22 protein-coding genes and 2 tRNA genes are annotated in these 24903 nt (G+C 62.4%); 3 read left to right on the top strand and 21 right to left on the bottom strand.

The window, feature by feature from the left end; genetic code table 11:
- The first annotated feature begins 35 nt into the window (after positions 1 to 35).
- Positions 36 to 1478, top strand: coding sequence for an MFS transporter (locus AB6809_RS06175; RefSeq protein WP_029967629.1), 1443 nt, complete (start codon positions 36 to 38; stop codon positions 1476 to 1478).
- 90 nt (positions 1479 to 1568) lie between these two features.
- On the opposite strand, the gene AB6809_RS06170 is transcribed toward AB6809_RS06175, so the two are convergent.
- The 15 genes from AB6809_RS06170 to AB6809_RS06100 form a co-directional block, all read right to left on the bottom strand.
- Positions 1569 to 1645: transfer RNA gene (locus tag AB6809_RS06170), tRNA-Pro, on the bottom strand.
- Between the two features lie 61 nt (positions 1646 to 1706).
- Positions 1707 to 2114, bottom strand: coding sequence for a MerR family transcriptional regulator (locus AB6809_RS06165; RefSeq protein WP_029967632.1), 408 nt, complete (start codon positions 2112 to 2114; stop codon positions 1707 to 1709).
- A gap of 46 nt (positions 2115 to 2160) precedes the next feature.
- Complete coding sequence (locus AB6809_RS06160; RefSeq protein ID WP_006052505.1) at positions 2161 to 2571, bottom strand: integration host factor subunit alpha; 411 nt, start codon at positions 2569 to 2571, stop codon at positions 2161 to 2163.
- A gap of 69 nt (positions 2572 to 2640) precedes the next feature.
- Entirely contained in the window at positions 2641 to 5076 is a 2436-nt protein-coding gene (gene pheT, locus AB6809_RS06155; RefSeq protein WP_029967634.1) for a phenylalanine--tRNA ligase subunit beta, read from the bottom strand.
- Between the two features lie 164 nt (positions 5077 to 5240).
- A complete protein-coding gene (pheS, locus tag AB6809_RS06150; RefSeq protein WP_006052503.1) occupies positions 5241 to 6254 on the bottom strand; it encodes a phenylalanine--tRNA ligase subunit alpha in 1014 nt (337 codons plus the stop codon).
- 158 nt (positions 6255 to 6412) lie between these two features.
- Entirely contained in the window at positions 6413 to 6772 is a 360-nt protein-coding gene (gene rplT / locus AB6809_RS06145) for a 50S ribosomal protein L20 (RefSeq protein WP_006052502.1), read from the bottom strand.
- A 29-nt stretch (positions 6773 to 6801) separates the two neighbouring features.
- Positions 6802 to 6999, bottom strand: a complete 198-nt coding sequence (gene rpmI, locus AB6809_RS06140) for a 50S ribosomal protein L35 (protein WP_006052501.1) — start codon at positions 6997 to 6999, stop codon at positions 6802 to 6804.
- 243 nt (positions 7000 to 7242) lie between these two features.
- Positions 7243 to 7767, bottom strand: coding sequence for a translation initiation factor IF-3 (gene infC, locus AB6809_RS06135; RefSeq protein ID WP_081435533.1), 525 nt, complete (start codon positions 7765 to 7767; stop codon positions 7243 to 7245).
- A 49-nt stretch (positions 7768 to 7816) separates the two neighbouring features.
- Positions 7817 to 9724 (bottom strand): threonine--tRNA ligase, encoded by a 1908-nt coding sequence (thrS, locus tag AB6809_RS06130; protein ID WP_029967636.1) that lies wholly within the window; start codon positions 9722 to 9724, stop codon positions 7817 to 7819.
- A gap of 250 nt (positions 9725 to 9974) precedes the next feature.
- Positions 9975 to 10051, bottom strand: a tRNA-Val gene (locus AB6809_RS06125).
- 130 nt (positions 10052 to 10181) lie between these two features.
- The gene (locus AB6809_RS06120) at positions 10182 to 12425 is read right to left on the bottom strand and encodes a bifunctional (p)ppGpp synthetase/guanosine-3',5'-bis(diphosphate) 3'-pyrophosphohydrolase (protein WP_029967637.1); all 2244 of its coding nucleotides are present in this window, start codon (positions 12423 to 12425) and stop codon (positions 10182 to 10184) included.
- A 106-nt stretch (positions 12426 to 12531) separates the two neighbouring features.
- A complete protein-coding gene (locus AB6809_RS06115; RefSeq protein WP_006052435.1) occupies positions 12532 to 12885 on the bottom strand; it encodes a RidA family protein in 354 nt (117 codons plus the stop codon).
- Between the two features lie 80 nt (positions 12886 to 12965).
- Positions 12966 to 13877, bottom strand: a complete 912-nt coding sequence (locus AB6809_RS06110) for an alpha/beta fold hydrolase (protein ID WP_029967639.1) — start codon at positions 13875 to 13877, stop codon at positions 12966 to 12968.
- Positions 13878 to 14174: 297 nt separating this feature from the next.
- Entirely contained in the window at positions 14175 to 14816 is a 642-nt protein-coding gene (locus AB6809_RS06105; protein WP_006052433.1) for a CoA transferase subunit B, read from the bottom strand.
- A 2-nt stretch (positions 14817 to 14818) separates the two neighbouring features.
- Positions 14819 to 15523, bottom strand: a complete 705-nt coding sequence (locus AB6809_RS06100; RefSeq protein ID WP_006052432.1) for a CoA transferase subunit A — start codon at positions 15521 to 15523, stop codon at positions 14819 to 14821.
- A 241-nt stretch (positions 15524 to 15764) separates the two neighbouring features.
- On the opposite strand from AB6809_RS06100, the gene AB6809_RS06095 reads away from it, so the two are divergent.
- Positions 15765 to 16310: a PAS and helix-turn-helix domain-containing protein gene (locus AB6809_RS06095; protein WP_006052431.1), complete on the top strand. Its 546-nt coding sequence runs from the start codon at positions 15765 to 15767 to the stop codon at positions 16308 to 16310.
- Between the two features lie 53 nt (positions 16311 to 16363).
- Here the strand turns inward: AB6809_RS06095 and AB6809_RS06090 are convergent, their stop codons facing one another.
- Both AB6809_RS06090 and AB6809_RS06085 read right to left on the bottom strand, forming a co-directional pair.
- Positions 16364 to 16807, bottom strand: coding sequence for a thioesterase family protein (locus AB6809_RS06090; RefSeq protein WP_029967641.1), 444 nt, complete (start codon positions 16805 to 16807; stop codon positions 16364 to 16366).
- 58 nt (positions 16808 to 16865) lie between these two features.
- Positions 16866 to 17642 (bottom strand): SDR family oxidoreductase, encoded by a 777-nt coding sequence (locus AB6809_RS06085; RefSeq protein ID WP_006052429.1) that lies wholly within the window; start codon positions 17640 to 17642, stop codon positions 16866 to 16868.
- 187 nt (positions 17643 to 17829) lie between these two features.
- Between AB6809_RS06085 and AB6809_RS06080 the strand changes: the two genes are divergently transcribed.
- On the top strand, positions 17830 to 19503 hold the full coding sequence (locus tag AB6809_RS06080) for an electron transfer flavoprotein-ubiquinone oxidoreductase (RefSeq protein ID WP_029967643.1): 1674 nt from the start codon (positions 17830 to 17832) through the stop codon (positions 19501 to 19503).
- A gap of 61 nt (positions 19504 to 19564) precedes the next feature.
- On the opposite strand, the gene AB6809_RS06075 is transcribed toward AB6809_RS06080, so the two are convergent.
- The 4 genes from AB6809_RS06075 to AB6809_RS06060 form a co-directional block, all read right to left on the bottom strand.
- Entirely contained in the window at positions 19565 to 21043 is a 1479-nt protein-coding gene (locus AB6809_RS06075; protein WP_371026074.1) for a tetratricopeptide repeat protein, read from the bottom strand.
- 60 nt (positions 21044 to 21103) lie between these two features.
- Positions 21104 to 22204 carry a chorismate synthase gene (aroC, locus tag AB6809_RS06070; RefSeq protein WP_006052426.1) on the bottom strand — a complete coding sequence of 367 codons (1101 nt, stop codon included), beginning with the start codon at positions 22202 to 22204 and terminating at the stop codon, positions 21104 to 21106.
- 99 nt (positions 22205 to 22303) lie between these two features.
- Positions 22304 to 24268 (bottom strand): MFS transporter, encoded by a 1965-nt coding sequence (locus AB6809_RS06065; protein ID WP_029967647.1) that lies wholly within the window; start codon positions 24266 to 24268, stop codon positions 22304 to 22306.
- 145 nt (positions 24269 to 24413) lie between these two features.
- On the bottom strand, positions 24414 to 24872 hold the full coding sequence (locus tag AB6809_RS06060) for a CBS domain-containing protein (protein ID WP_006052424.1): 459 nt from the start codon (positions 24870 to 24872) through the stop codon (positions 24414 to 24416).
- Between the last annotated feature and the right edge of the window lie 31 nt (positions 24873 to 24903).

Below are 24903 nucleotides of genomic sequence, written 5' to 3'. Positions count from 1 at the left end.
ATATTCAAAAAGAGATGCAGATACAGGAGACAGGCATGGCCATTCTGGAGGGCGCGTCATCGCTACGCGTCGGTAATGACGCAGCACAAGCCGAAGCGGCCACGGTCGCCGGCATCGGAGCAATTTCCGCCCGCCTCGACAGACTTCCCGCGACGCGCGCGGTCTGGAAGCTGATCCTGCTGCTCAGTCTCGGATTCTTTTTCGAGCTGTACGATCTTCTCTTCACGGGCTACGTCGCGCCCGGTCTCGTTAAAAGCGGCATTCTCACGCCCACGACGTCGGGGCTCTTCGGCACGTCCGGCGTCGCGAGCTTCGTTGCGGCGCTCTTCGCCGGGCTGTTCGTCGGCACGATCGCGTGCGGCTTTCTCGCCGACCGTTTTGGCCGGCGAGCGATCTTCACCTGGTCGCTGCTGTGGTACATGGCGGCGAACACGGTGATGGCCTTCCAGGACACCGCACACGGCCTCGATTTATGGCGCTTCGTTTCAGGCATGGGCATCGGCGTTGAACTCATCACCATCGGCACCTACCTGTCCGAACTCGCGCCGAAGCACTTGCGCGGCAGGGCTTTTGCGGTCTGTCAGGCGATCGGCTTTTCCGCGGTGCCTGTCGTGGCGTTTCTTTCCTATCTGCTCGTACCGAGAACGCCGTTCGGACTCGACGGCTGGCGCTGGGTCGTGCTGCTCGGCGGCATCAGCGCACTCTTCGTCTGGTACTTCCGGCGAAACCTGCCGGAAAGCCCGCGCTGGCTGGCGAGCAAGGGGCGAATTCGCGAAGCGGACGAAGTGCTCGCGCGTCTGGAAGAAAAAGTCGCACAGCAATACGGCAAGCCGCTGCCTGAGCCTGGGCCCGCGGCGCCGGTGCCGCGCAAGGCGCGATTCGCCGACATGTGGCAGCCGCCCTACCGCAAGCGCACGCTGATGCTGATCGTCTTCCATATTTTCCAGACCGTGGGCTTCTACGGTTTCGCCAACTGGGTGCCGACGCTGCTGGTCAAGCAAGGCATCACGGTGACGTCGAGCCTGCTCTATACGACGGTGATCGGCCTGGCCGCGCCGCTCGGTCCGTTGCTTGGCTACTGGATCGCGGACCGCTTCGAACGCAAGCATGTGATCGTGTGCATGGCCGCGATCAATATCGCGAGCGGATTGCTGTTCAGCCAGGCCTCGGCGGCGGTGATGATCGTGACGCTCGGCGTGCTGCTGACGCTGGCCGGCAACATCATCTCGTTCACCTATCACACGTATCAGCAGGAGCTTTATCCGACGGCGATCCGCGCGCGTGCGGTGGGCTTCGTGTATTCCTGGAGCCGGTTGTCCGCTGTGTTCAGTTCGTTTGTGATCGCGTTTATGCTGAGGGAGTTCGGCGTGACGGGTGTCTTTGTTTTTATCGCGAGCGCGATGGCGCTTGTGATTGTCGCGATCGGTCTGATGGGGCCGCGGACGTTGGGGAAATCTCTGGAGAGTATTTCGCACTGAATGCGTCACACTGAATGCGCGATTGGCGGGGCACGCTGTGGCGCAAATGAAAAAGGCCTTACAAGCGATGCTTGTAAGGCCTTGATTCTTTGGTCGGGGCGAGAGGATTTGAACCTCCGACCACCTGCACCCCATGCAGGTACGCTACCAGGCTGCGCTACGCCCCGAACAGCAAGAAATTATAACAGACACTTCATTCGATGAGAACCGCCGCCACCAACAAAGCCATTAGCGATTCAACAGGTCGATCACGTGAAGCAGCTCTTTGCGCAACTGTTCGACGTCGACGGCAACCGTGGTCGGCGCCGGCGGTGCGACGCCCTCGACCTGGTCGCCCGCTGCGGCCGGCGCACCGTGCGCGCCGCCGCCATGCGAATCGAGCCGGTTGCGCGCACCGTTGATCGTGAAACCCTGCTCGTACAACAGCTCGCGAATCCGCCGGATCAACAACACCTCGTGATGCTGATAGTACCGGCGATTACCGCGCCGCTTCACCGGCCGCAACTGCGTAAACTCCTGCTCCCAATAGCGCAGCACATGCGGCTTCACACCGCATAGTTCGCTGACCTCACCAATCGTGAAGTAGCGTTTCGCTGGAATCGGAGGCAAGACGACTTTTTCCATCGTCGCTGTCATCGTCAGTTAGCCGTCGTGGTGGGTTGCGCAGGAACGCGCCAGTCGATCAGCGCGTGAAGCTCGCTTCCGCGCCGTTCTCGACCAGAGCCTTCAGCTTTTGACTTGCATGAAACGTCACAACGCGGCGCGCGGCGATTGGAATCGCCTCGCCGGTTTTCGGGTTTCTGCCGGGACGCTGCGGCTTGTCGCGCAACTGGAAGTTGCCGAAGCCGGACAGCTTGACGCTGTCGCCGCTCTCGAGCGCGTCGCGGATCACCTCGAAAAACGCCTCGACCATGTCTTTCGCTTCCCGCTTGTTGAGCCCGACATTGTCGAACAGCAACTCGGCAAGTTCCGCTTTGGTGAGCGTCGGCGTTTCAGTTGAAACGGCGGCGGGTGATGTCGGAATTTCTCGAATCATGGCGCTGCGTTGCGCCGTAAGAAGGGCTTCGAAATCACTCGAGTTCATTTCATTCATATCTATCAAATGGCGCGCCAGACAGAAAACAAAGGATGCGGAAACAGCCGTGCAATTGTTAAATGCGGGTTATCCGCGCAACCGTGCGCCATATACTCGAGCCAGACGTTCCACCAGAGTCTGAATGGCCAGATCGACCGTTTCGTCCTGAAGGGTCCCGCCAGTATCTTGCAAGGTAACTCGGAACGCAAGGCTTTTCTCGTGAGCCGCCAGACCACCGGAAGTGTTTGATTTTGGACGGAATTCGTCGAAAAGCGCAACCTTCTGAACGGTCTTGCAGGCGGGCTCGGACTGGGCCTTCTGGAGCTCGTCGAGAAGCGCCTGCACCTCGATTTTCTGATCGACAACCACTGCGATATCGCGTCGCACCGGCGGGAATTTAGACACTTCCGACGGCGTGGGCAATACGCGTTGCATTAATGCGTCCGCTTCAAGTTCAAACAGAATCGGCGCATGCGGTAAATCGTATTTTTGCATCCAGCGCGGATGCAATTCGCCAATCCAGCCGATCGCGCGGCCATCGAGTTCGATGCGTGCGCTGCGCCCCGGATGCAGCGCCGGATGCTCCGCTTTCACGAAGCGCGCCGCCGCCGGCGCGAGCAACGTCTCGACGTCGGCCTTCACGTCGAAGTAGTCGACCGTACGCGCGGGTGCGCCCCACTGCTCGTCGAGCGCCGCACCGTACGCGAGGCCGCCGATCATCTTCGGCTGCGCGAAGCCTTCGACCGTCAGCTCGCCCGCCTTGATCGACGGATCGTGCAGGAACACGCGGCCCGCTTCGAACACGCGCACGCGGTCGGCGGCGCGCCGGTTCAGGTTCGTGCGCAGCACGTGGATGAGGCTGCCGAACAGCGTCGTGCGCATGACCGACAACTGGCTCGCGATCGGGTTCAGCAAACGCACCGGCTTGTCGTCGCCGGCGAAGTCCTGTTCCCACTCGGCATCGACGAAACTGAAGTTCACCGTTTCCGCGTAATCGCGCGCGGCAAGCGCGTGGCGGATAGTGTGGATCGAGCGGCGCGTTTCGTGGGTCGCGCGCATCTCGCTCTTCGCGACGGGCGGGCGCGCCGGAATCTTTTCGAAACCGTAGATGCGCGCGACTTCCTCGATCAGGTCCTCTTCGATTTCAATGTCGAAACGGTACGACGGCGGCATCACCGCGAAGGTGTCGCCGTCGCGTTCGAATGTGAGGCCGAGGCGCGTGAAAATCTGCGCAATTTCGTCAGCGCCGATCGCAACGCCAATGATGCGGTTCGCGCGCGACACGCGCATCTTCACCGGCTCGCGCTGCGGCACGTTGACGATCTGGTCGTCCACCGGCCCCGCCTCGCCACCGCAAATGTCGAGGATGAGTTGCGTGATGCGCTCGATATGTTCGACGGTGCTCGCGTAATCGACGCCGCGCTCGAAGCGATGGCCGGCGTCCGTCGAAAAGTTGTACTTGCGCGAGCGGCCGCGAATGCTGTCGGGCCACCAGAACGCGGCTTCGAGGTAGATGTTGGTGGTGTCGAGCGTGACGGCCGTGCTGTCGCCGCCCATGATGCCCGCGAGACTTTCGATATGCCGCTCGTCGGCGATCACGCCTACGGTTTCGTCGACTTCGACAGTGTTGCCGTTCAGCAGCTTGAGCGTTTCGCCCTTGCGGCCCCAACGCACGTCCATGCCGCCGTGGATCTTGTCCAGATCGAACACGTGCGACGGACGGCCCAGCTCGAGCATCACGTAATTGGAAATATCGACGAGCGCCGAGATGCTGCGCTGACCCGAACGCTCCAGACGTTCGATCATCCATTGCGGCGACTTCGCACGCGCATTCACGCCGCGGATGACGCGGCCCGAGAAACGTCCGCACAGATCGGGCGCCGAGATTCTGACAGGCAGCGTCTCGTTGAGCTTGACCTCGACTGGCTTGATCTCGAGCGGACGCAACGGTGCGCCGGTGATCGCGGACGTTTCGCGCGCCACGCCGAACACCGACAGGCAGTCCGCCTTGTTCGGCGTCAACTTGATTTCGAAAATGGTGTCGTCGAGATTGAGCGTTTCGCGGATGTCCTGGCCGATCGGCGTATCTTCCGGCAGGATCATCAGGCCGCTATGATCTTCGGACAGCTTCAGCTCGCGCGCGGAGCACAGCATGCCCTGGCTTTCCACGCCGCGCAGCTTCGAGAGCTTGATCGCGAACGGCGCGCCGCCCTCTTCGGCCGGCGGCAGTTGCGCGCCGACCAGCGCGACCGGCACCTTGATGCCGGGTGCCACGTTCGGCGCACCGCATACGATGTTCAGCGTCGCGCCCGTGCCGGCGTTCACCTGGCAGACGTTGAGCTTGTCCGCGTCCGGATGCTTGACGACTTCCAGCACCTGACCGACCACGATCTTCGAGGTCGGCGGCGCGGCCGGCCGCAGGTCTTCCACTTCGAGACCCGCCATCGTCAATGCGTGCGACAGCTCGTCCGTGGTCAGTTGCGGATCGACAAAGGTTCTCAGCCAGGATTCCGGGAATTGCATGGTTCTGTGTACGTTCTGATCGGTTTAGGTCCACGTGACGCAGAGGCCAACTGTCACTGCTAGTCACTGCGGGACGCTTTGGCGGCAGGCACTGCGTGCGTTGCCGCGCTCTATGCTCGTCGTCGCGCCGTGCGCGTTCGCTCGGGCGCGCTCAGTAGGCGCGCTCAGGCAAATTGACGCAGGAAACGCAGGTCGTTTTCGAAGAACAGACGCAGGTCCTGCACGCCGTAGCGCAACATGGTGAGCCGCTCAAGGCCGCTGCCGAAGGCAAAGCCGATGTAGCGCTCCGGGTCGAGGCCCATGTTGCGGATCACCGTGGGATGAACCTGGCCGGAACCCGAAATCTCGAGCCACTTGCCCGCGTTCTTGCCCGTTTCGAACAACATGTCGATCTCAGCCGACGGTTCGGTGAACGGGAAATAAGACGGGCGGAAACGCACCTGAATATCGTCGCGCTCGAAGAACTTCTTGAGAAAGTCGGTATAGACGCCCTTCAGATCCGCGAAGCTGATGTTCTCTTCGATCCACAGGCCTTCGACCTGGTTGAACATGGGCGAGTGAGTCGCGTCGCTGTCCACGCGATACGTGCGGCCCGGCACGATCACCTTGATAGGCGGCGTGTTGGTGCGCGCGTAGCGGACCTGCATCGGGCTCGTATGCGTGCGCAGCAACAGTTGACGGCCGTCGGCATCTTTGCCGTCGACGTAGAACGTGTCCTGCATCGAACGCGCCGGATGGTTTTCCGGGCTGTTCAGCGAGGTGAAGTTGTACCAGTCGGTTTCGATCTCGGGGCCGTCGGCCACGTCGAAACCGATGCTGCCGAAAATCTGTTCGACGCGCTCCCACGTGCGCATCACCGGGTGCAGGCTGCCGGCATGGGCGCCGCGTCCCGGCAAGGTGACGTCGATCGCTTCGGCGGCGAGGCGCTGGTTCAGCAACGCGTCGGCCAGCGCCTGGCGGCGCGCCGTCAACGCGGCTTCGACCTGTTGCTTGACGAGGTTGATCCGTGCGCCTTCGGTCTTGCGCGTTTCGGGATCGAGTTTGCCAAGGCCCTTCAACAGTTCTGTCAGCGCGCCCGATTTACCGAGAAAGCGCGCTTTCTCGTTCTCGAGCGTGGTGACGTCGGAGGCTTCTGCGAAGGCTTTTTGCGCGTCGGCGACAATCTGGTCCAGATCCATTGATCCCATCATTTCAACGTCAGTGTTCTATCGAAACAAAACTGGTTCTACCAACAAAAACGGGGCTCGGTGAGGAGCCCCGTTTTTGTTGCAGCGTCACCGAGACTACCGGATGTTCGCTGCAACGAACCACGCAGTGTTAATTGCCAGAAGCGCAATCAGGCTGCAACGGCGGCTTTCACCTGCTGAACGATCGCAGCAAAAGCAGCCTTGTCGAACACAGCCATGTCGGCCAGCACCTTGCGGTCCAGTTCGATCGAAGCCTTCTTCAGGCCGTTGATGAACACGCTGTACGTCATGTCGTGCTGACGCACCGCCGCGTTGATGCGCGTGATCCACAATGCACGGAACACGCGCTTCTTGTTGCGGCGATCGCGGTAGGCGTACTGGCCTGCGCGCATGACCGCCTGCTTGGCGATGCGATAGACGTTATTGCGACGGCCGCGGTAACCCTTGGCCAGCTTGATGATCTTCTTGTGACGGGCCCGTGCGGTAACCCCACGTTTTACTCGAGGCATGTCTTGCTCCTATGAGTTTCGGTTAAGGGTTAAGCGAACGGCAGCATTGCGCGCACGGAGTTCAGATCGGAATCATGAACTGCCGTCGAACCGCGCAGATGGCGTTTGTTCTTGGTGGTCTTCTTGGTAAGAATGTGGCGCTTGAAGGCTTGACCGCGCTTGACGGTACCGCCCGGACGCACCACGAAGCGCTTTGCAGCGCTCTTCTTGGTCTTCATCTTCGGCATGACAACTCCATTATTAGATGGATATGGGTGTGCGGTCGGCCAGTTGGCCATTACCCGCCCTTCGAAACCCACTCCACTTGGTATGCAGACCGCCGATACCGCCGGCGGCCGCTTTCAGGAAACGGCACGTTTGCACGAGCGCCGCTCCGAAACCTGCTGACGTGGCGCCGGACACCCGGCGCGACGCCACTCGAACTTGACAACCAGAACGCGCGCCACATGGCGCGCCGCCGCTCTGACCGCTTACTTCTTTTTCTTCGGAGCGAGCACCATGATCATCTGGCGCCCTTCCATTTTCGGCATTTGCTCGACCTGACCTACTTCGTCGAGGTCGGTGCGCAGGCGTTCCAGCATGCGCATACCGATTTCCTGGTGAGCCATTTCGCGGCCACGGAAACGCAACGTGATTTTCGTCTTGTCGCCGTCTTCGAGAAAGCGAATGAGGTTGCGCAGTTTGACGTTGTAGTCACCGTCGTCAGTGCCCGGGCGGAATTTGACTTCCTTGACCTGAACGATCTTCTGCTTGAGCTTGGCCTCGTGCTGCTTCTTCGCTTCCGAGTACTTGAACTTGCCGTAGTCCATCAAGCGGCAAACCGGCGGAACCGCTTGCGGCGCGATTTCCACCAGATCCACGTCTTGCTGTTCCGACATGCGGAACGCATCAGCGAGTTTCACGATGCCGAGCGGTTCGTTCTCGACTCCGACCAGACGCACCTCGGGTGCCGTAATTTCACCGTTGATGCGGTGCGCAGACTTATCAGTAGCGATGTTACGTTTCCTCTAAAAATTAAAAAAACGAGCCGGGCTGCCAAGTGGCTCAGTTGAACGACTGCACGTCCAGGCGCAGACGCTCAATGAAGGTATCGGCAGGCATCACGCCAAGGTCGACACCACCACGGGCACGCACGGCTACCGTTTGGGCTTCACGCTCCTTGTCGCCGACCACAAGCAGGTACGGCACCTTCTCGAGCGTGTGCTCACGTATTTTATAGCTAATCTTCTCGTTGCGCAAATCGGCCTCTACTCTAACCCCTTGTTTTTGCAACGATTGGGCTAGAGACTGGGCGTATTCGGCCTGACTTTCGGCGATATTCATCACCACCACCTGCATCGGCGCAAGCCAAGCGGGCATTGCACCGGCATGGTGCTCGATCAGAATGCCGAGAAAGCGCTCCATTGATCCGACGATTGCCCGATGCAGCATAATGGGCCGGCGACGGCTGTTGTCTTCCGCGACGTACTCCGCGCCGAGACGCTCCGGCAGCACCATGTCGAGCTGCAGCGTGCCGCATTGCCACGAGCGGCCGAGCGCGTCCTTGATGTGATATTCCACCTTCGGACCGTAGAACGCGCCTTCGCCCGGCAGTTCTTCCCACGTCACGCCGCACGCGGTCAGCGCTTCGCGCAGGCCCTGCTCCGCGCGATCCCACGTTTCGTCCGTGCCGGCGCGCGCATCCGGGCGCAGCGACAGCTTGATCTCGACATGATCGAAGCCGAAGTCGCTGTACACGCTCATCGCGAGCGTATTGAAAGCGATCGACTCGCTGATGAACTGGTCTTCCGTACAGAAAATGTGTGCGTCGTCCTGCACGAACCCGCGCACGCGCATCAATCCATGCAGCGCGCCCGACGACTCGTTGCGGTGGCACGAGCCGAACTCCGCGTAACGCAGCGGCAGATCCCGATACGAGCGCAAGCCGTGGTTGAACACCTGCACGTGACCGGGGCAGTTCATCGGCTTGATCGCGTAGTCGCGCTTTTCCGATTCCGTCGTGAACATATTTTCACGATAGTTCTGCCAGTGGCCCGACGCCTCCCACAGCGACCGGTCCATGATCATGGGCGTCTTGATCTCCAGATAGCCGGCGTCGTTCACGCGGCGGCGCATGTACTGCTCGACCTGCTGCCACAACGTCCAGCCGCGCGGATGCCAGAACACCATGCCCGGTGACTCGTCCTGCATGTGAAACAGGTCAAGCTGCTTGCCGAGCTTGCGGTGATCGCGCTTCTCAGCTTCCTCGAGCATGTGCAGATACGCTTCCTGGTCTTCTTTCTTCGTCCAGGCCGTACCGTAAATGCGCTGCAACTGCTCGTTCTTCGAGTCGCCGCGCCAGTAAGCGCCCGCGACCTTCATCAGCTTGAAGACCTTGAGCTTGCCGGTGGACGGCACGTGCGGACCGCGGCACAGGTCGGTAAAGCCGCCGTGCGAGTACAGCTTGATTTCGTCGGTAGCAGGAATCGACTCGATGATCTCCGCCTTGTACTTCTCGCCGATGCTCTTGAAGTAGTCGACCGCTTCGCCGCGCGACACGACGCGGCGCGAAACCGGCTCGTCTTTCTTCGCGAGTTCCTGCATGCGCTTTTCAATCTTTTCGAGATCTTCGGGCGTGAAGGGACGGCTGTACGCGAAGTCGTAGTAAAAGCCGTTGTCGATCACCGGACCGATGGTGACCTGCGCTTCGGGATACAGGTCTTTCACCGCGTACGCGAGCAAATGCGCCGTGGAGTGCCGAATGATGTCGAGACCGTCTGCGTCTTTTTCGGTGATGATGGCCAGTGACACGTCGCGGTCGATCAACGTGGACGTATCGACGAGCTCACCGTCGATCTTGCCGCCGAGCGCGGCCTTCGCGAGGCCGGGGCCGATGGACGCGGCCACTTCGGCGACGGTCACCGGATGCTCGTACTGTCGAACAGAACCGTCAGGCAGACGTATCGAAACCATTGCGTTCTCCGTGATGCCGACCGGCGGCGGCAGATACAACCATCAAACAAGCCAAAAAAAATGCGGCCCCGCTTTCGAGGGGCCGCATTCACATTTCCTGCAAACTGCACTGGCGAAAGTGGTCCTCGACTAGCGTCGCTCCGAAGTGGTTTCGGTCAACGTTCGCGGTGTCATAACCGTATTCGCCTTTTGCGCCGAGGCGCTTACTGCAGTTTGCGAAACCCCGGCTACGCCGGAATTTCACTTTCGTTGGTAGGCTCGATTGGACTCGAACCAACGACCCCCACCATGTCAAGGTGGTGCTCTAACCAGCTGAGCTACGAGCCTGAAGAAACGAGATTATATGGAGCACCACACTGCTTGGCAAGTACTTTTATGCACCGACTTTAAATCCGCTACTGCCCATCATTTCATGGCTCGCGCGATAACCGCATGAGTCCATCAACACACCGTGCTATCACCCTTTACGCGATGCGCGCACGACACCAGTCACTTCGCCGAGCAGCGTGCAGGCGCGCTGGATTTGCGCGGCACTCGACACCTCGACGGTGAATTGCATGAACGCGGCATTGCGGCGCGTCTGCGTCTTCACGCCGATCACATTCATCTTCTCTCTCGCGAACACTTCCGAGATGTCGCGCAGCAGTCCCTGGCGGTCGGTCGCCTCGATCGACAGATCAACCGGATACACCGACTGCCCGCGCCCGCTCATCACGTCCGCGGACCATGCGGTTTGCAGCACCCGCTCCGGCGCGCGCTCGGCCATGCGCATGAACGTCGGGCAATCGCTACGGTGAATCGACATGCCCTTGCCGCGCGTCACGAAGCCCGAGATGTCGTCGGGCGGCGCAGGCCGGCAGCAGCGCGCGAGCTGCGTGAGCAACGCGTCGACACCGACCACCAGCACGCCCGTCGACGCGCCGCGCGCCACGCTCGCTCCGCTGCTGCGCTTCTCGAATTGCTCCGGCGCCTCGACCACCGGCTCCGGCGGCGGCGCGTCGTGCAACGCCTGCTCGACGAGCCGCAGACTGAACTCTTCCTTGCCCACGACGGAGAAGAGATCGTCGGTGGTCTTGAAGCCGAGCTTGGCGGCAAGCTGATCCAGATTGACCGACGTTTTGCCCTCGCGCTGCAAGGTCTTTTCGACCATCGCGCGGCCGCTTGCGATGTGCTCCTGCAACTCGACCGCATTGAACCAGGCGCGCACCTTCTGACGCGCGCGCGGGCTATGCAGATAGCCGAGCTGCGGATTCAACCAGTCGCGCGACGGACCGCCCTCCTTCACCGCGACGATCTCGACCGTCTGACCGTTTTGCAACTGCGTGTTCAGCGGCACCATCGCGCCGTCGACGCGCGCGCCGCGGCACCGATGCCCCAGCTCGCTATGCAGGTGATAAGCAAAGTCCACCGGCGTCGCGCCATGCGGCAACGCGATCACGCGGGCTTGCGGCGTCAGCACGTAGATATGGTCGTCGTCGAGCGTGGCCTGGCGCAGTTGTTCCCACGGTTGCGCCGCGCGCTTTTCGCCGTGCTCGCCCTCGGACACATCGTCTTTCCATGCGAGCAATTGACGCAGCCACGCGATCTTCTCGTCGTACTTCTCATTGGCCGCGAACTGGCCGCCGTAACCGCGCGTGCCGGCCTCCTTGTAGCGCCAGTGCGCGGCCACGCCGTATTCGGCGAAGCGATGCATTTCGTGCGTGCGGATCTGCACTTCGAACGCGCGGCCGTCGTCGCCGATCACGACTGTGTGCAGCGACTTGTAGCCGTTCGGCTTGGGCCGCGAGATGTAGTCGTCGAACTCTTTGGGCACCGGTTGCCACAGGTTGTGCACGATACCGAGCACGGTGTAGCAGTCCTTGATGTCCGGCACGATCACGCGAAACGCGCGCACGTCGTAGAGTTCCGCGAAGTCCAGCTCCTTGCCGCGCATCTTGCGCCAGATGCTGAAAATATGCTTCGGGCGCCCGCTCACTTCCGCGCGAATGTTGGCGGCGGCGAGTTCCTGCTGCAGGCGTTCAATGGCCTGCGCCACATAACTTTCGCGTTCGACGCGCTTCTCATCCAGCAGCTTGGCGATGCGCTTGTAAACCACCGGTTCCTCGAAGCGGAACGCGAGGTCCTCGAGTTCCCACTTCAGTTGCCAGATGCCCAGACGGTTCGCGAGCGGCGCATAAATGTCGAGCGTTTCGCGCGCCACATCCGGCGACGGCGTGAGCTTCGCCGCCGCGTAATAGCGCAGCGACTGCAGCCGCGACGCGAGCCGGATCAACACCACGCGAATGTCCTGCGCGAACGCGAGCAGCATCTTGCGCAATGCCTCGACCTGCGCGCGCCGTGCGGCCTGCGCGTCGCGCCCCGCTTCGGGCATCGTGTTCTGCGCGGCGCGCAAGCTCACGGTGCCAAGGCGCAGCAGCTTGCGCACGTCGCTGACCAGTTGCGCGACTTCTTCGCCGAAGTTGTCGGCGATCACGCGTTCGGGGTCCTGCAAATGCGGCGTCAACGCGAACAGCGCCGCTGCCAGCACGGCCGCCGGATCGACATTGAGCGTACGCATGATGGACGCGGTGCCCGCCGCGTGATCCGCCAGCAATTCGCCCGATGACAGACGCACCTCGCCCGCATGCAGCCGTACGAATGCCATCGCTTCGTCGAAAGACGGGAGGGGATGCGGCGCGTTCGTAACGGTTTCGGTATTCATGGTGCGCGGCCCAGCGGGCCCTGGCAAATCAACGGAATTTCAACTACGACTGCGCGATGCTGCGTTGCTTGGTGCGTCGCTTATCTGCGTCGCCCAACTGCGTTGCTTAGCTACGCTGCGCCGCGACCACGACGATTTCAACGAGGCACTTCGGATTCGCGAGCTTCGCTTCGACCGTCGCGCGCGGCGGCGTCGCGCCTTGTGCGACCCACTCGTCCCACACCGCGTTCATGCCGGCGAAATGCACCATGTCCGAGATGTAGATCTGCACGGACAGCAGATGCGATTTATCGCTGTTGACCTCGGCCAGCAGACGGTCGATGTGGCCGAGCACTTCGCGCGTCTGCCCCGTGATGTCCTGATCCGCATCTTCGGCGATCTGGCCGGCCAGGTAGACCGTGCCGTTGTGCACGGCGATTTCCGAGAGGCGCTTACCAACATGGTGACGAATGACTGCCATGGAGAATCCTGACGTAGATAGAAGAAGGTTGAATGGAAATGCCGCTTGCATGACCCGAAAGCGTCACGCGGAACTGCATATTATGACGCGTCGTTGCCGGGGCCGATAAAGAACCGCTTCGCAATGTCGATCTGATCCGCCGACAGAAACGCCGGCGCATGCCCGACGCCGCCAATCTCGACGCTCGACACGTCGCGCCCGGTCTCGACCATCTTCGCGACCGTCTCGCGCGACAGCAAATCGGACTGCTCGCCTCTCACCACCAGCACCGGTCCCTGGAACGACGCCAGCGAATGCCATAGCGCGGCCTCGCCGAGTTTCGCGGTTTCTTCGGTGGTCGCGGCGAAGGGCTGCGCGATGCGCGGATCGTAACGAAACAGCCACGTGCCGTTCTCCTCGCGCAAGAGCGGCGTATTGATCTCGCGCCATTCGTCCGGCGTGAGCGGGCCGAAGGTCGTCGCAAGAAACGCCGCGTGATCGATGCCTTGCTGCAGCGACTCGAAACGCGCCGGCTTGCCGAGATAGTCGCCGATACGCTTGACCGCTTCCGGCTCGAGATGCGGACCAACGTCGTTCAACAGCAGTTTGCGGACGGGCGTCTCAGGAAGGCCCGCCAGACCGAGCCCGATCAGGCCGCCCATCGACGTGCCGAACCAGTCGACCGTTTCCACGTCCAGCCGCGCGATCAGCGTGACCATGTCGGCGACATACTGCGGCACGCTATACAGATTGGGGTTGGCAAGCCACGAAGACAAGCCCCGGCCCGCCACATCCGGACACACCACACGGTAGGTGCCGGCGAATTGCGCGGCCAGCCGGTCGAAGTCGCGCCCCGAGCGGGTCAGGCCATGCACGCACAACAGCACGCGCGGATTGTCCGGATCGCCCCACTCCGTGTACGCAATACGATGCAGGCCCGCGGCGCTCGCGCACTGCACATAACGTTGGCGCGGCGTGGGCCGCTCACCGGCGAAGGCTGTCGTTGCAGTCATCTGGGGTCCTTGCAAAAGCGCTGCGGATTGAGCTTGCGTGCGGGCGCGAATGCTGCGAAAGACCGCCCGCGTCGAATCTTCAAATGATTGCTTCGGACGATTGTAAACCGCTTTGCCGCGTGACAAGGATCGTCCAAACGGCATAGGAAGAACGACCCAAAACATCCACCGCATAAGACAAAAGCGGACGAGACTCGCGCCTCGCCCGCTTTCTTGCATGCTTCACACAACGCGAACAATCAACGCCGTGAGCAAACGCCTATACGTCAGCCCGACAGCGCCATAAACAATCCAGGATCAGCTAACCGCGCTCACATCGAGCGGCGCGCCTGTCTTCGCCTTGATCTCGTCGACGCTCACGCCCGGCGCCAGTTCGGTCACCTTCAGGCCGTCGTCCGTGACTTCGATCACACCGAGGTCGGTGATGATCTGATCGACCACGCCCACGCCCGTCAACGGCAGCGTGCATTCTTCGAGGATCTTGTGCTGATCGCCCTTCGCGACGTGCTCCATCAGCACAACCACGCGCTTGACGCCCGCGACCAGATCCATCGCGCCGCCCATGCCCTTGATCATCTTGCCGGGGATCATCCAGTTGGCGAGATCGCCCTTCTTGCTGATCTGCATGGCGCCGAGAATCGCGAGGTTGATGTGGCCGCCGCGGATCATCGCAAACGAATCCGCCGACGAGAAAATCGAAGAGCCCGGCAGCGTGGTCACCGTCTGCTTGCCCGCGTTGATGAGGTCGGCGTCGACTTCGTCTTCGGTCGGCGAGGGGCCGATGCCGAGCAGGCCGTTCTCCGACTGCAGCCACACTTCGACGCCCGCCGGAACGTGGTTCGCCACCAGCGTCGGCAAGCCGATGCCGAGGTTCACATAAAAGCCGTCCTGCAATTCCTTCGCCGCGCGCGCGGCCATTTCGTCACGAGTCCATGCCATGATCAGTCTCCTTTCGCGCGGACGACGCGTTGTTCGATGCGTTTTTCCGGATGCGCATTCAGCACGATGCGCTGCACGAAGATGCCCGGCGTGTGAATCGCGTCCGGATCGAGTTCGCCCACTTCGACGATCTCTTCGACTTCCGCGACCGTGATCTTGCCGGCCATCGCGCACATCGGATTGAAGTTGCGCGCGGTGCGGCGATAGATCAGGTTGCCCGACTTGTCGGCCTTCCATGCCTTGACGAGCGCGACATCCGCAGTCAGCGAATGCTCAAGCACGTAGTGGTTCTCGCCGAATTGCCGCGTTTCCTTGCCTTCGGCGATCAGCGTGCCGTAGCCGGTGTTGGTGAAGAACGCCGGAATGCCCGAGCCGCCCGCGCGCAGTTTCTCGGCGAGCGTGCCTTGCGGCGTGAATTCGAGCTCGAGTTCGCCGGCCAGATACTGGCGCTCGAACTCCTTGTTCTCGCCGACATACGACGAAATCATTTTCTTGATCTGGCGCGTCTCGAGCAGCAGACCGAGGCCGAAGCCGTCGACGCCCGCGTTGTTGCTGATGCACGTAATGCCCTGCACCTTCGTATCGCGCAACGCGGCGATCAGCGCCTCGGGAATGCCGCACAGGCCAAAGCCGCCGACGGCGAATGTCTGCCCGTCCTTGACGATGTCTTTCAGCGCCTCGGCGGCGCCTGGATAGACCTTGTTCATCAGTATGTCCCTTCCTTTATGGAAACCCGAAACCGGTTTATTGCGGCTGATACGACGCGTACAGGCCGAGGCCCGACACGTCATTCTAGTCATCCGGGAGACGCATCGCGTGGAGAGAGGACAAAGCCTCGCGCACGCGCGCTCACGGACGCTTCACCGCGTTCTCATGTGCCCGAAAGAGTACGCTCGCCGCGCCATGCGGCACAATACGCAAAAATACATAAGTACTTGCCGCCAGCCCATGCCCGCCCTGGATTATCAAACCGCTTTTCATCTCGCGCCGATCGGGCTCGTGCTGTCGCGTGAACGCATTATCGAAGACTGCAATGACGAACTCGCGTCGATCTTCGGCTGCCCGCGCGAGGCGCTGATCGGCCAGTCGTTTCAGATTCTGTATCCGTCGGCGGACGAATTCGAGCGGATCGGCGCACGCATTCCGCCGATCATGACCGCGCAAGGCAGCTACGCCGACGACCGCATCATGAAGCGCGCCAACGGCGAACTGTTCTGGTGCCACGTGACGGGCCGCGCGCAGCGGCGCACCGACCCGCACGCGGCGGGCGTCTGGACATTCGAGGATCTGAGCGCGACGCGGCGCGTGGCGGTCGAATTGACGCCTCGCGAACGGGAAATCGCCGCGCAACTGGTGACGGGAAAAACCAGCAAGCAGATTGGCCGCGCGCTCGCCATCAGCCCGCGCACGGTGGATGTGTACCGCGCGCGCCTGATGCGCAAATACGATACGGGGAACGCGACCGAGTTGTTGCAGCGGCTGCTCGGGCACTGAGTTGCCCACTGAGTCGCGCACAGACCGCGCTCCGAACGTCGCCCCTCGCGAACTTAAGCCGCGCGCTCGGCCGCTTTCACCAGAGCCGCACGCTCGATCGTCGCGCGCAGCAGATCGGGAACCGGCACCGACTTGCCGGCCGCGTAGTCGATCCACACACAGCGCGCGGCGCCGCGCGCATAAACCGTGTTCGGATCGTCCGCGCGCACCAGCTCGAAGCCGGTGTCGAAGCTGCTGCGGCCCGGCGTCGCGACGCTCATGCGGCCGATCACGTCGCCGGGATAATGCAGTTGCTTGAGAAATTCCATCGACGCGTTCACGATCACCGGCCCCTGCCCGTCCGCCTGACTGCCGCTCAGTCCCAACTGCTCGAACCAGGAAATGCGCACCTGCTCCATGTAGCGGAAATAGACCGTGTTGTTCACATGGCCGAATGCGTCCATGTCGCCCCAGCGGATCGGCATCGACATCTCAAAGACTGCGTGAAAATCGCTCATTGTGCTTCTGCTCTTCCTGCTTCTTAAGTGATTGAATCCGGCCTGAAACCAGTGAAAGTCACGCGAGGCCGAAGCCGTCGTCGGCGGCGATCACCGAGCCGTTGATGAACTGCGATTCGTCGGCCGCCAGCAGCAGCAACAGGCCGTCGAGATCCTCGGGCTTGCCGACGCGATGGCGCGGCAACATCGACACGAGCTTTTGCCCCTGCTCGGTCGACCAGTGATGATGATTGATTTCCGTGTCGATATAGCCAGGACAGATCGCGTTCACATTGATGCCGTGCTTGCCCCATTCGAGCGCCATCGCTTTCGTCATGTGGACGACGGCGGCCTTGCTCATCGAGTAAAGGCCGATTTGCGGCAGCACGCGCAGCCCCGCCATCGACGCGATATTGATGATCCGGTACGACGGTTTCTGCGCATTATTGCCGCGCATGATCATGCGCTTGGCCACTTCCTGCGCGACGAAAAACGCGCCGCGCGTATTCGTATCGAACACGTACTCGAAGTCCGCGGGCGTGACTTCGGAGAGCTTCTGCGTGGTCGACACGCCCGAGTTGTTCACCAGAATGTCGATGGTGCCGGCTTCGGTCTCCGCGTGCGCGACCGCCGACTTGATGCTCTGATAATCGGTTACGTCCAGCGAGACGACATGCGCCGCGCCGCCCGATGCCTCGATTTCGGCGCGCAGTTCCTTGAGCCGCTCGGTGCGCCGACTCGCCAGCACGACCTTGGCGCCGGCCTGCGACAACACCTGCGCAAAGCGCTTGCCCAACCCGCTCGACGCGCCGGTTATCAACGCGACCTTGCCTTCCAGATTGATCGAACGGCCCATTGTGGTTCCTTGTTCGGTTGTAGTTACGAATGCGGTTGTCAGTCGCGGCCCGCGCTGCACTCGGGTCAATACCGTATCACGAGAATAGAACGCCCGTGCTAATCTCCGTCGATGCGGTTGCAGTGCAAGAATCCATCGCCCACAATACGATCCCGAAAAAAGCATTCTAACGGTAAGAGGAGCATCAATGACCCCCGCAAGTCTCATCGAGCAGTACGGCCCGCGCGAGTCGATGGAATACGACGTCGTGATCGTCGGCGGCGGCCCGGCAGGCTTGTCCGCGGCGATCCGCCTGAAGCAGCTCGCGGCCGGCAAGGGCGTCGAGCTTGGCGTCTGCGTGCTGGAAAAGGGCTCGGAGATCGGGGCGCACATCCTCTCCGGCGCGGTGATGGACCCGCGCGCGCTGAATGAACTGATTCCCGACTGGAAGGAAAAAGGCGCGCCGCTGACGGTCGACGTGACCGAAGACCGCTTCCTGTTCCTCACCGAAACGGGTTCGAAAAGCGTGCCGAACTGGGCGCTGCCGGACAATTTCAAGAACCACGGCAACTACGTGATCAGCCTCGCGAACGTCACGCGCTGGCTGGGGCAGCAGGCGGAAGCACTGGGCGTCGAGATTTTCCCCGGCTTTCCGGCGGCCGAAGTGCTCTATAACGACGACGGTTCCGTCAAGGGCGTCGCGACCGGCAACCTCGGCATCGGCAAGGACGGCCAGCCGACCGAGAACTTCCAGCTCGGCATGGAGCTGCACGCCAAATACACGCTCTTCTGCGAAGGCGCGCGCGGGCATCTCGGTCGCCAGTTGAACGACAAGTTCAGGCTGCGCGACGGCGTCGATCCGCAGGTCTACGGCATCGGCATCAAGGAACTGTGGGAGATCGATCCGTCGAAGCATAAGCCTGGGCTCGTGATGCACACGGCCGGCTGGCCTTTGCAAACGGACACGTACGGCGGCTCGTTCCTCTATCACATGGACAACAACCAGGTGGTGGTCGGCTTTGTGGTGGGTCTCGGCTACACGAATCCGTATCTGTCGCCGTTCGAGGAATTCCAGCGCTACAAGACGCATCCGGCGATCCGCCAGTTCCTCGAAGGCGGCAAGCGCGTGTCGTATGGCGCGCGCGCGATCACCGCAGGCGGCCTGATGTCGCTGCCGAAGCTGGTGTTTGCGGGCGGCGCGCTGGTCGGCGACGATGCGGGCTTCCTGAACGCATCGCGCATCAAGGGTTCGCATGCGGCGATCAAGACCGGCATGCTCGCCGCCGATGCCGCGTTCGAAGCCGTGCAGGCCGGCCGCCATAACGACGAACTCGCGGCTTATCCGGAGAGCTTCAAGACTTCGTGGCTGCATACCGAGTTGTACCGCGCCCGCAATTTCAAGCAGTGGATGAGCAAGGGCCTGTACCTCGGCACGCTGATGGTCGGCATCGAGCAGAAGCTGTTGGGCGGCAACGTGCCGTGGACGCTGCATCACCAGCATTGGGATCACGAGATGCTGAAGCCCGCGTCGCAATGCACGCCGATCGAGTATCCGAAGCCCGATGGCAAGCTCACGTTCGACCGCTTGTCTTCGGTGTTCATCTCGAACACGAATCACGAAGAGAACCAGCCCGCGCATCTGACGCTGAAGGACCCGACGGTGCCGGTGAACGTGAACTGGCAGACGTATGCGGGCCCGGAAGCGCGTTATTGCCCGGCTGCGGTGTATGAGTTCGTGAAGAACGACGACGGCGGCGAACGGCTCGTCATCAACGCGCAGAACTGCGTGCACTGCAAGACGTGCGACATCAAGGACCCGACGCAGAACATCGTGTGGGTGACGCCTGAAGGCGGCGGCGGGCCGAACTATCCGAACATGTAAGGTCGGGATTTATAGCTTCAAGGCGCAGGCGGCCCACGCCTGCGCTGCGAAAGCAATGGCGTCAGCCGCGCGCCATCCGTTCGATACGTTCGCGCACCTGCGCGACCACCGGCGCCCACGCGCCCACCGTGGGTTGCCTGAACAGTTCGATCGAATCGTACCAGGGCGTCACCGCCGAATCGCTGCCCCAGAACCACGCGGATACATGGTCGATCATCAAACAGGTCGGCACGCCGAGCGCGCCGGCCAGATGAGCCGGCCCGCTGTCGATCGTGACCATCAGGTCGAGATTCGCCAGCAACGCGGCGACGTCGTCGAATCCGGACTGGAAATGCTGCGTGAGGTCCACGACGTCGAGGCCCTTCGCACGCCACTGCGCGACGGTCTCGCCACGTCCCGGCGACAGCGCGAAATACGTCACGCCCGCGACATCCAGTAACGGTTCCAGTTGTTCCGCCGGCACCGACCGTCGCGCGTCGCGAATATGGTCGGGATTGCCGTTCCACACCAGCCCGACCTTGCGATTGCCGCCAGGCTTTCCGGCGATGCACGCTTCTACGCGATCCCGCCACACCTGCACATGCTGCAGGTCGGCGCTCAGATAAGGCGCGCCCCAGCCGCTCGCATCCACGATGCCGAGGCGCAGCGGCAAGCTCATTAGCCCGCAATGGAAATCAGGCTGCGTTTCAAGGCTCGTTTCGAGCCGCAGATCCGCGGGCAACGTCCGTTCGAAGAGATGCCGCAACGGCCCGTCGTGACCGAAGATCACAGTGCCGCCCTCGCGCCGCGCACGCTCGGCGAGAAGCGGCAAAAAGCGCACTGCCCACAGACAATCGCCGTTGCCCTGCTCGCCGTACACAACGAGCGTCTTGCCCGTCAGCGGCTCGCCTTGCCAGTGCGCGCTGATCGCGGCGAGCTCCTGCTGCGCGTTGTTCAACTCGCCGGCAAACGCGTTGCGCGACTCGTAATGCGCCCAGCCTTCGGCGAAACGTCCATTGCGGATTTCGAGTTCCGAAAGGTCGAACCACGCATGCGCGTTTTCCGGCGACGACGCGAGCACCTGACGCAGCAGCGCTTCCGCTTCCGCGAAACGCGACTGCTCCTTCACGCACAACGCGAGCTTGTGAAGCGCCACCGGATTGCCGGGCACGACGCGCACCGCTTCACGCAGCAACTGCTCGGCGGTAATGAAGTCGTCGCGATACTGAACGGCCGCCGCGCGCCAGACTAATGCGTTGGCATCGGCGGGATTTTGCGCAAGCAGCAGCGCGGTCGCGGATTCGACAAGCGCCCAGTCGCGCACGATGAACGCGGTCTGCGCAATCGTGTGAAGCAGCGTTGGCTCGCAGGCCGGCTCGGCCTGATAGGCGCGCACAAGCGCCACAAGCGCTTCGCGTTGCAGCACCTTGTCGCGGCCCGCGTGTTGCAGCAGCGCCTGACCGAACGCGAGATAGTCATGCGCGCTCGCGTGCGGCGCCGAGGCACGCGAGCGCAGCGCCGTCAAAACGTCGCCCGCTGGCTCGATAGGAGGATGATTCATGCGAGGAAGGCGCCGCGCGCCGCTTGTGCAATGCGATGTGAGAGGCGCTAACGGCGCCCGTTAAGGCGCGCTCGCCGCGATCTTCGGCGTGCTGACCGAGACGTCGCCGCATTGCGCGCGATGACGCAGCGCGTGGTCGATCAGTACCAGCGCGAGCATGGCTTCCGCTATCGGCGTGGCGCGAATGCCGACGCACGGGTCATGCCGGCCGAAGGTCTCGACAACTGCCGGCTGCCCCGCTTTGTCGATGGAGCGGCGCGGCGTGCGGATGCTCGACGTCGGCTTGATCGCGATCGACACCGTGATGTCCTGCCCCGTCGAAATACCGCCTAGCACGCCGCCCGCGTGGTTGCCCACAAAGCCCTCGGGCGTGAGTTCGTCGCCATGCACCGAGCCGCGCTGCGCGACGCTCGCGAAGCCCGCGCCGATTTCGACGCCCTTCACCGCGTTGATCCCCATCATGGCGTGAGCGATGTCCGCATCGAGCCGGTCGAACAGCGGCTCGCCGAGGCCCACGGGCACGCCCGACGCCACCACGTTGATACGCGCGCCGATCGAGTCGCCGTCCTTGCGCAGCGCGTCCATATACGCTTCGAGCTGCGGCACGATGTCCGCGTTGGGCACGAAGAACGGGTTCTCGCGCACCTGCGCCCAGTCGACGAACGGCACGTCGATTTCGCCGAGCGCCGCCATATAGCCTCGAATTTCAGTACCGAATTTCTCGCGCAGCCACTTCTTCGCCACCGCGCCCGCCGCGACGGTTGGCGCCGTCAGCCGCGCCGACGAACGGCCGCCGCCGCGATAGTCGCGAATGCCGTACTTCTGCCAGTAGGTGTAGTCGGCGTGACCCGGACGGAAGGTGTCCGCGATATTGCCGTAGTCCTTGCTGCGCTGGTCGGTATTGCGAATCAGCAGCGCGATCGGCGCGCCGGTGGTTTTGCCCTCGAACACGCCCGACAGAATCTCGACCTTGTCTTCTTCCTGACGCTGCGTGACGTGCCGCGACGTGCCGGGCTTGCGGCGGTCGAGTTCGAGCTGGATGTCGGCTTCGTCGAGCGCCATGCCCGGCGGGCAACCGTCGATCACGCAGCCGATGGCCGGCCCGTGCGATTCGCCGAAGGTCGTGACAGTGAAAAGCGTACCGAGGGTGTTGCCGGACATGAGCGTCGTCCAAAGGATGCGGGGAAGACGCTATTATGCCAGCCCCTTGGGGCACGAGGCCGCCCGCGGCGCCGGCTTATGACTTCCGGACAAGCCGGCCTATTTGCGCGCGCCGCGCAGTTCCGTGACGGTTTTCTGCAGCAGTTCCGGCGTGGCAAGCGCCGGCTCGATCGGCTCGCCGACCGCGAGCGTCAGCCGGCTCATCACGCCCTTTTGCACCGGCCGCGGCCAGCGCGCGTCGTTGGCGCGCGAAAACACGCTGCCCCACAGCCCGCGCAGCGCCATCGGAATCACAGGCGCGGGCGTGCGCCGGATGATCTCGGTCACGCCATGACGGAACGGATTCATCTCGCCCGTGCGAGTGAGCTTGCCCTCGGGGAAGATGCACACCAGTTCGCCCTCGGCAAGCGCCTCGGCGCAGCGCTCGTAGGCGCGCGTCAGCAACTGCGCGTCCTCGTGCGCGGGTGCGATCGGAATCGCCTTCGCGTGACGAAACACCCAGCCGGCGAACGGCGTCCTGAAAATGTGATGATCCATCACGAAGCGGATCGGTCGCGGACTCTCGGCCATGATCACGACCGCGTCGACGAAACTGACGTGATTGCAGACGAGCACGGCCGCGCCTTCGTCCGGAATCCGCTCGGCGTGCACGAGGCGAATCCGGTAAAACGTGTGCACCAGCAGCCAGGCGATGAAGCGCAGCAGAAACTCGGGCACGAGCGAATAGATGTAAGTCGCCACCACGATATTGAGCAGCGCCGTCACGAGGAAAATTGCCGGAATGCTGAAGCCCGCCGCCGTCAGGCCGACCGCCATCAGCGCGGAGACGATCATGAACAGCGAATTCAGAATATTGTTCGCCGCGATGATGCGCGCCCGGTGGCTCGGCTGGCTGCGGCTCTGGATCAGCGCATAGAGCGGCACGCTGTAGAAGCCGCCGAACATCGCGAGCAGGAACAGATCGGCGAGCACGCGCCAATGCGCGGCGCGCCCGAGAAACTCGGCCACGCTCAACAGGTGTCCGACGGGCGGCAACGCGTGGCTGGCGAAAAAAAGATCGATGGCGAACACGCTCATGCCGATCGAACCGAGCGGCACGAGGCCGATCTCGATGCGCCGCTTCGAGAGCTTTTCGCACATCAGCGAGCCGAGGCCGATGCCGATCGAGAACGTGCCGAGCAGCACCGTCACGACGTCCGGATTGGCGGACAACACGTCTTTCGCAAAGCTGAAAAACGACGACAGAAACGTCGCGCCCACGAACCACAGCCACGATATGCCGAGCAGACTCAGGAACACCGTGCGGTTTTCGCGCGCGAGCTTCAGGTTGCGCCAGGTCTCGCTGACCGGATTCCAGTTGATGCGCAGATCCGGCTGCGGCGCTGCCGTCACCGGAACGAAGCTCGACACCACGCGTCCCGCCAGTGCAATCGCGACGCACGCGCAGGCCAGCAGCAGCGCGCCATGTTCGACGAAACCCGCACTCGCGCCGCCGACGATCGTGCCGACGAGAATCGCGACGAAGGTGCCCATTTCGACCATCCCGTTGCCGCCGACAAGCTCGTGGCTCGACAGATGTTGCGGCAGGTACGAATACTTGACGGGCCCGAACACGGTCGAATGCACGCCCATCAAAAACGTGCAGAAATACAGCAGCGGCGCGCTATGCAGCAGGAAACCCGCGCCGCCGATCAGCATGACGGCGATCTCGAAGGTCTTGACGAAGCGTGTGAGCAGCGCCTTGTCGTACTTGTCGGCAATCTGCCCGGACGTGGCCGACAGCAGCACGAAAGGCAGGATGAAGATGGCCGAGATCAGAAACGCCGCGGTTTTCGGATCGACGCCCGAAAAGCGCGCCGCCTGAAACGTGACGAGCGACGTGAACCCGATCTTGAAGACGTTGTCGTTCATCGCGCCGAGGAACTGCGTCCAGAAAAACGGCGCGAAACGGCGCTCACCCAGCAGCTTGAACTGCGATTCATGGCCGCCATGCCGGCGCGCGGCGCGCCCGGCGGCGGGTAGCGTGCGCGTTGGCGGCGTAGGAGGCGTGGGGCTCTGACTCATGGAGTTTGACGAACGGATGGGGAAATGCGCGTCTGGAGTGCGCGTCTGCAAAGCACCTTCAACGCGCGTAACGAGCGAGCGCGGCGCGCACAAAAAAGGCGCGCGCTCTCGCGCACGCCTTCATTCAATATTGGGTCCTGCCGCCTTAACGCGCCGGCTGCTGCCCCTGCTCTTCCGGCCAGTCGCGGATATACGCCTTGAGCATGCGGTTTTCGAAGCCCTGCTCTTCGACCACCGCCTTCGCGACGTCGTAGAACGAAATGACACCCATCAGCGTGCGGCTTTCCATAACCGGCAGATAACGCACGTGATGCTCGAGCATCATGCGGCGCACTTCGTTGACGTCGGTTTCGGGCGTGCAGGTAAGCGGATGATCGTCCATAACCTTACGAATGGTCGACGTGCCCACGCTTCCGCCGTTCTCCTTGAGCGTCAGAATAATCTCGCGGAATGTCAGCATGCCGACCAGGTCGCCGTACTCCATGACGACGAGCGAACCGATGTCGTGTTCGGCCATGGTGTTGACTGCGTCGTGCAGCGTGGCATCCGGCGTGACCGTGAAAAGGGTGTTGCCTTTGACTTTAAGAATGTCGCTGACTCGCATGATCTGTCTCCCGAAATACCCGCTAGGCATG

The sequence above is a fragment of the Paraburkholderia sp. RCC_158 genome, assembly GCF_041355255.1.
Taxonomy (GTDB): domain Bacteria; phylum Pseudomonadota; class Gammaproteobacteria; order Burkholderiales; family Burkholderiaceae; genus Paraburkholderia; species Paraburkholderia graminis.
The sequence above is the reverse complement of the archived record's forward strand: the minus strand, read 5'-3'. Positions and strand labels throughout refer to the sequence as shown.

Coding starts and splice junctions, on each gene's coding strand:
- rplT (WP_006052502.1), bottom strand. CDS start 6,772: ATGCCTCGAGTAAAACGTGGGGTTACCGCACGGGCCCGTCACAAGAAG.
- pheS (WP_006052503.1), bottom strand. CDS start 6,254: ATGGATCTGGACCAGATTGTCGCCGACGCGCAAAAAGCCTTCGCAGAA.
- AB6809_RS06120 (WP_029967637.1), bottom strand. CDS start 12,425: ATGAATACCGAAACCGTTACGAACGCGCCGCATCCCCTCCCGTCTTTC.
- AB6809_RS06105 (WP_006052433.1), bottom strand. CDS start 14,816: ATGGCATGGACTCGTGACGAAATGGCCGCGCGCGCGGCGAAGGAATTG.
- rpmI (WP_006052501.1), bottom strand. CDS start 6,999: ATGCCGAAGATGAAGACCAAGAAGAGCGCTGCAAAGCGCTTCGTGGTG.
- AB6809_RS06080 (WP_029967643.1), top strand. CDS start 17,830: ATGACCCCCGCAAGTCTCATCGAGCAGTACGGCCCGCGCGAGTCGATG.
- pheT (WP_029967634.1), bottom strand. CDS start 5,076: ATGCAATTCCCGGAATCCTGGCTGAGAACCTTTGTCGATCCGCAACTG.
- AB6809_RS06085 (WP_006052429.1), bottom strand. CDS start 17,642: ATGGGCCGTTCGATCAATCTGGAAGGCAAGGTCGCGTTGATAACCGGC.
- AB6809_RS06100 (WP_006052432.1), bottom strand. CDS start 15,523: ATGAACAAGGTCTATCCAGGCGCCGCCGAGGCGCTGAAAGACATCGTC.
- AB6809_RS06160 (WP_006052505.1), bottom strand. CDS start 2,571: ATGAATGAAATGAACTCGAGTGATTTCGAAGCCCTTCTTACGGCGCAA.
- AB6809_RS06060 (WP_006052424.1), bottom strand. CDS start 24,872: ATGCGAGTCAGCGACATTCTTAAAGTCAAAGGCAACACCCTTTTCACG.
- AB6809_RS06165 (WP_029967632.1), bottom strand. CDS start 2,114: ATGACAGCGACGATGGAAAAAGTCGTCTTGCCTCCGATTCCAGCGAAA.
- aroC (WP_006052426.1), bottom strand. CDS start 22,204: ATGTCCGGCAACACCCTCGGTACGCTTTTCACTGTCACGACCTTCGGC.
- AB6809_RS06095 (WP_006052431.1), top strand. CDS start 15,765: ATGCCCGCCCTGGATTATCAAACCGCTTTTCATCTCGCGCCGATCGGG.
- AB6809_RS06075 (WP_371026074.1), bottom strand. CDS start 21,043: ATGAATCATCCTCCTATCGAGCCAGCGGGCGACGTTTTGACGGCGCTG.
- AB6809_RS06115 (WP_006052435.1), bottom strand. CDS start 12,885: ATGGCAGTCATTCGTCACCATGTTGGTAAGCGCCTCTCGGAAATCGCC.
- AB6809_RS06090 (WP_029967641.1), bottom strand. CDS start 16,807: ATGAGCGATTTTCACGCAGTCTTTGAGATGTCGATGCCGATCCGCTGG.
- AB6809_RS06175 (WP_029967629.1), top strand. CDS start 36: ATGGCCATTCTGGAGGGCGCGTCATCGCTACGCGTCGGTAATGACGCA.
- thrS (WP_029967636.1), bottom strand. CDS start 9,724: ATGGTTTCGATACGTCTGCCTGACGGTTCTGTTCGACAGTACGAGCAT.
- AB6809_RS06065 (WP_029967647.1), bottom strand. CDS start 24,268: ATGAGTCAGAGCCCCACGCCTCCTACGCCGCCAACGCGCACGCTACCC.
- AB6809_RS06110 (WP_029967639.1), bottom strand. CDS start 13,877: ATGACTGCAACGACAGCCTTCGCCGGTGAGCGGCCCACGCCGCGCCAA.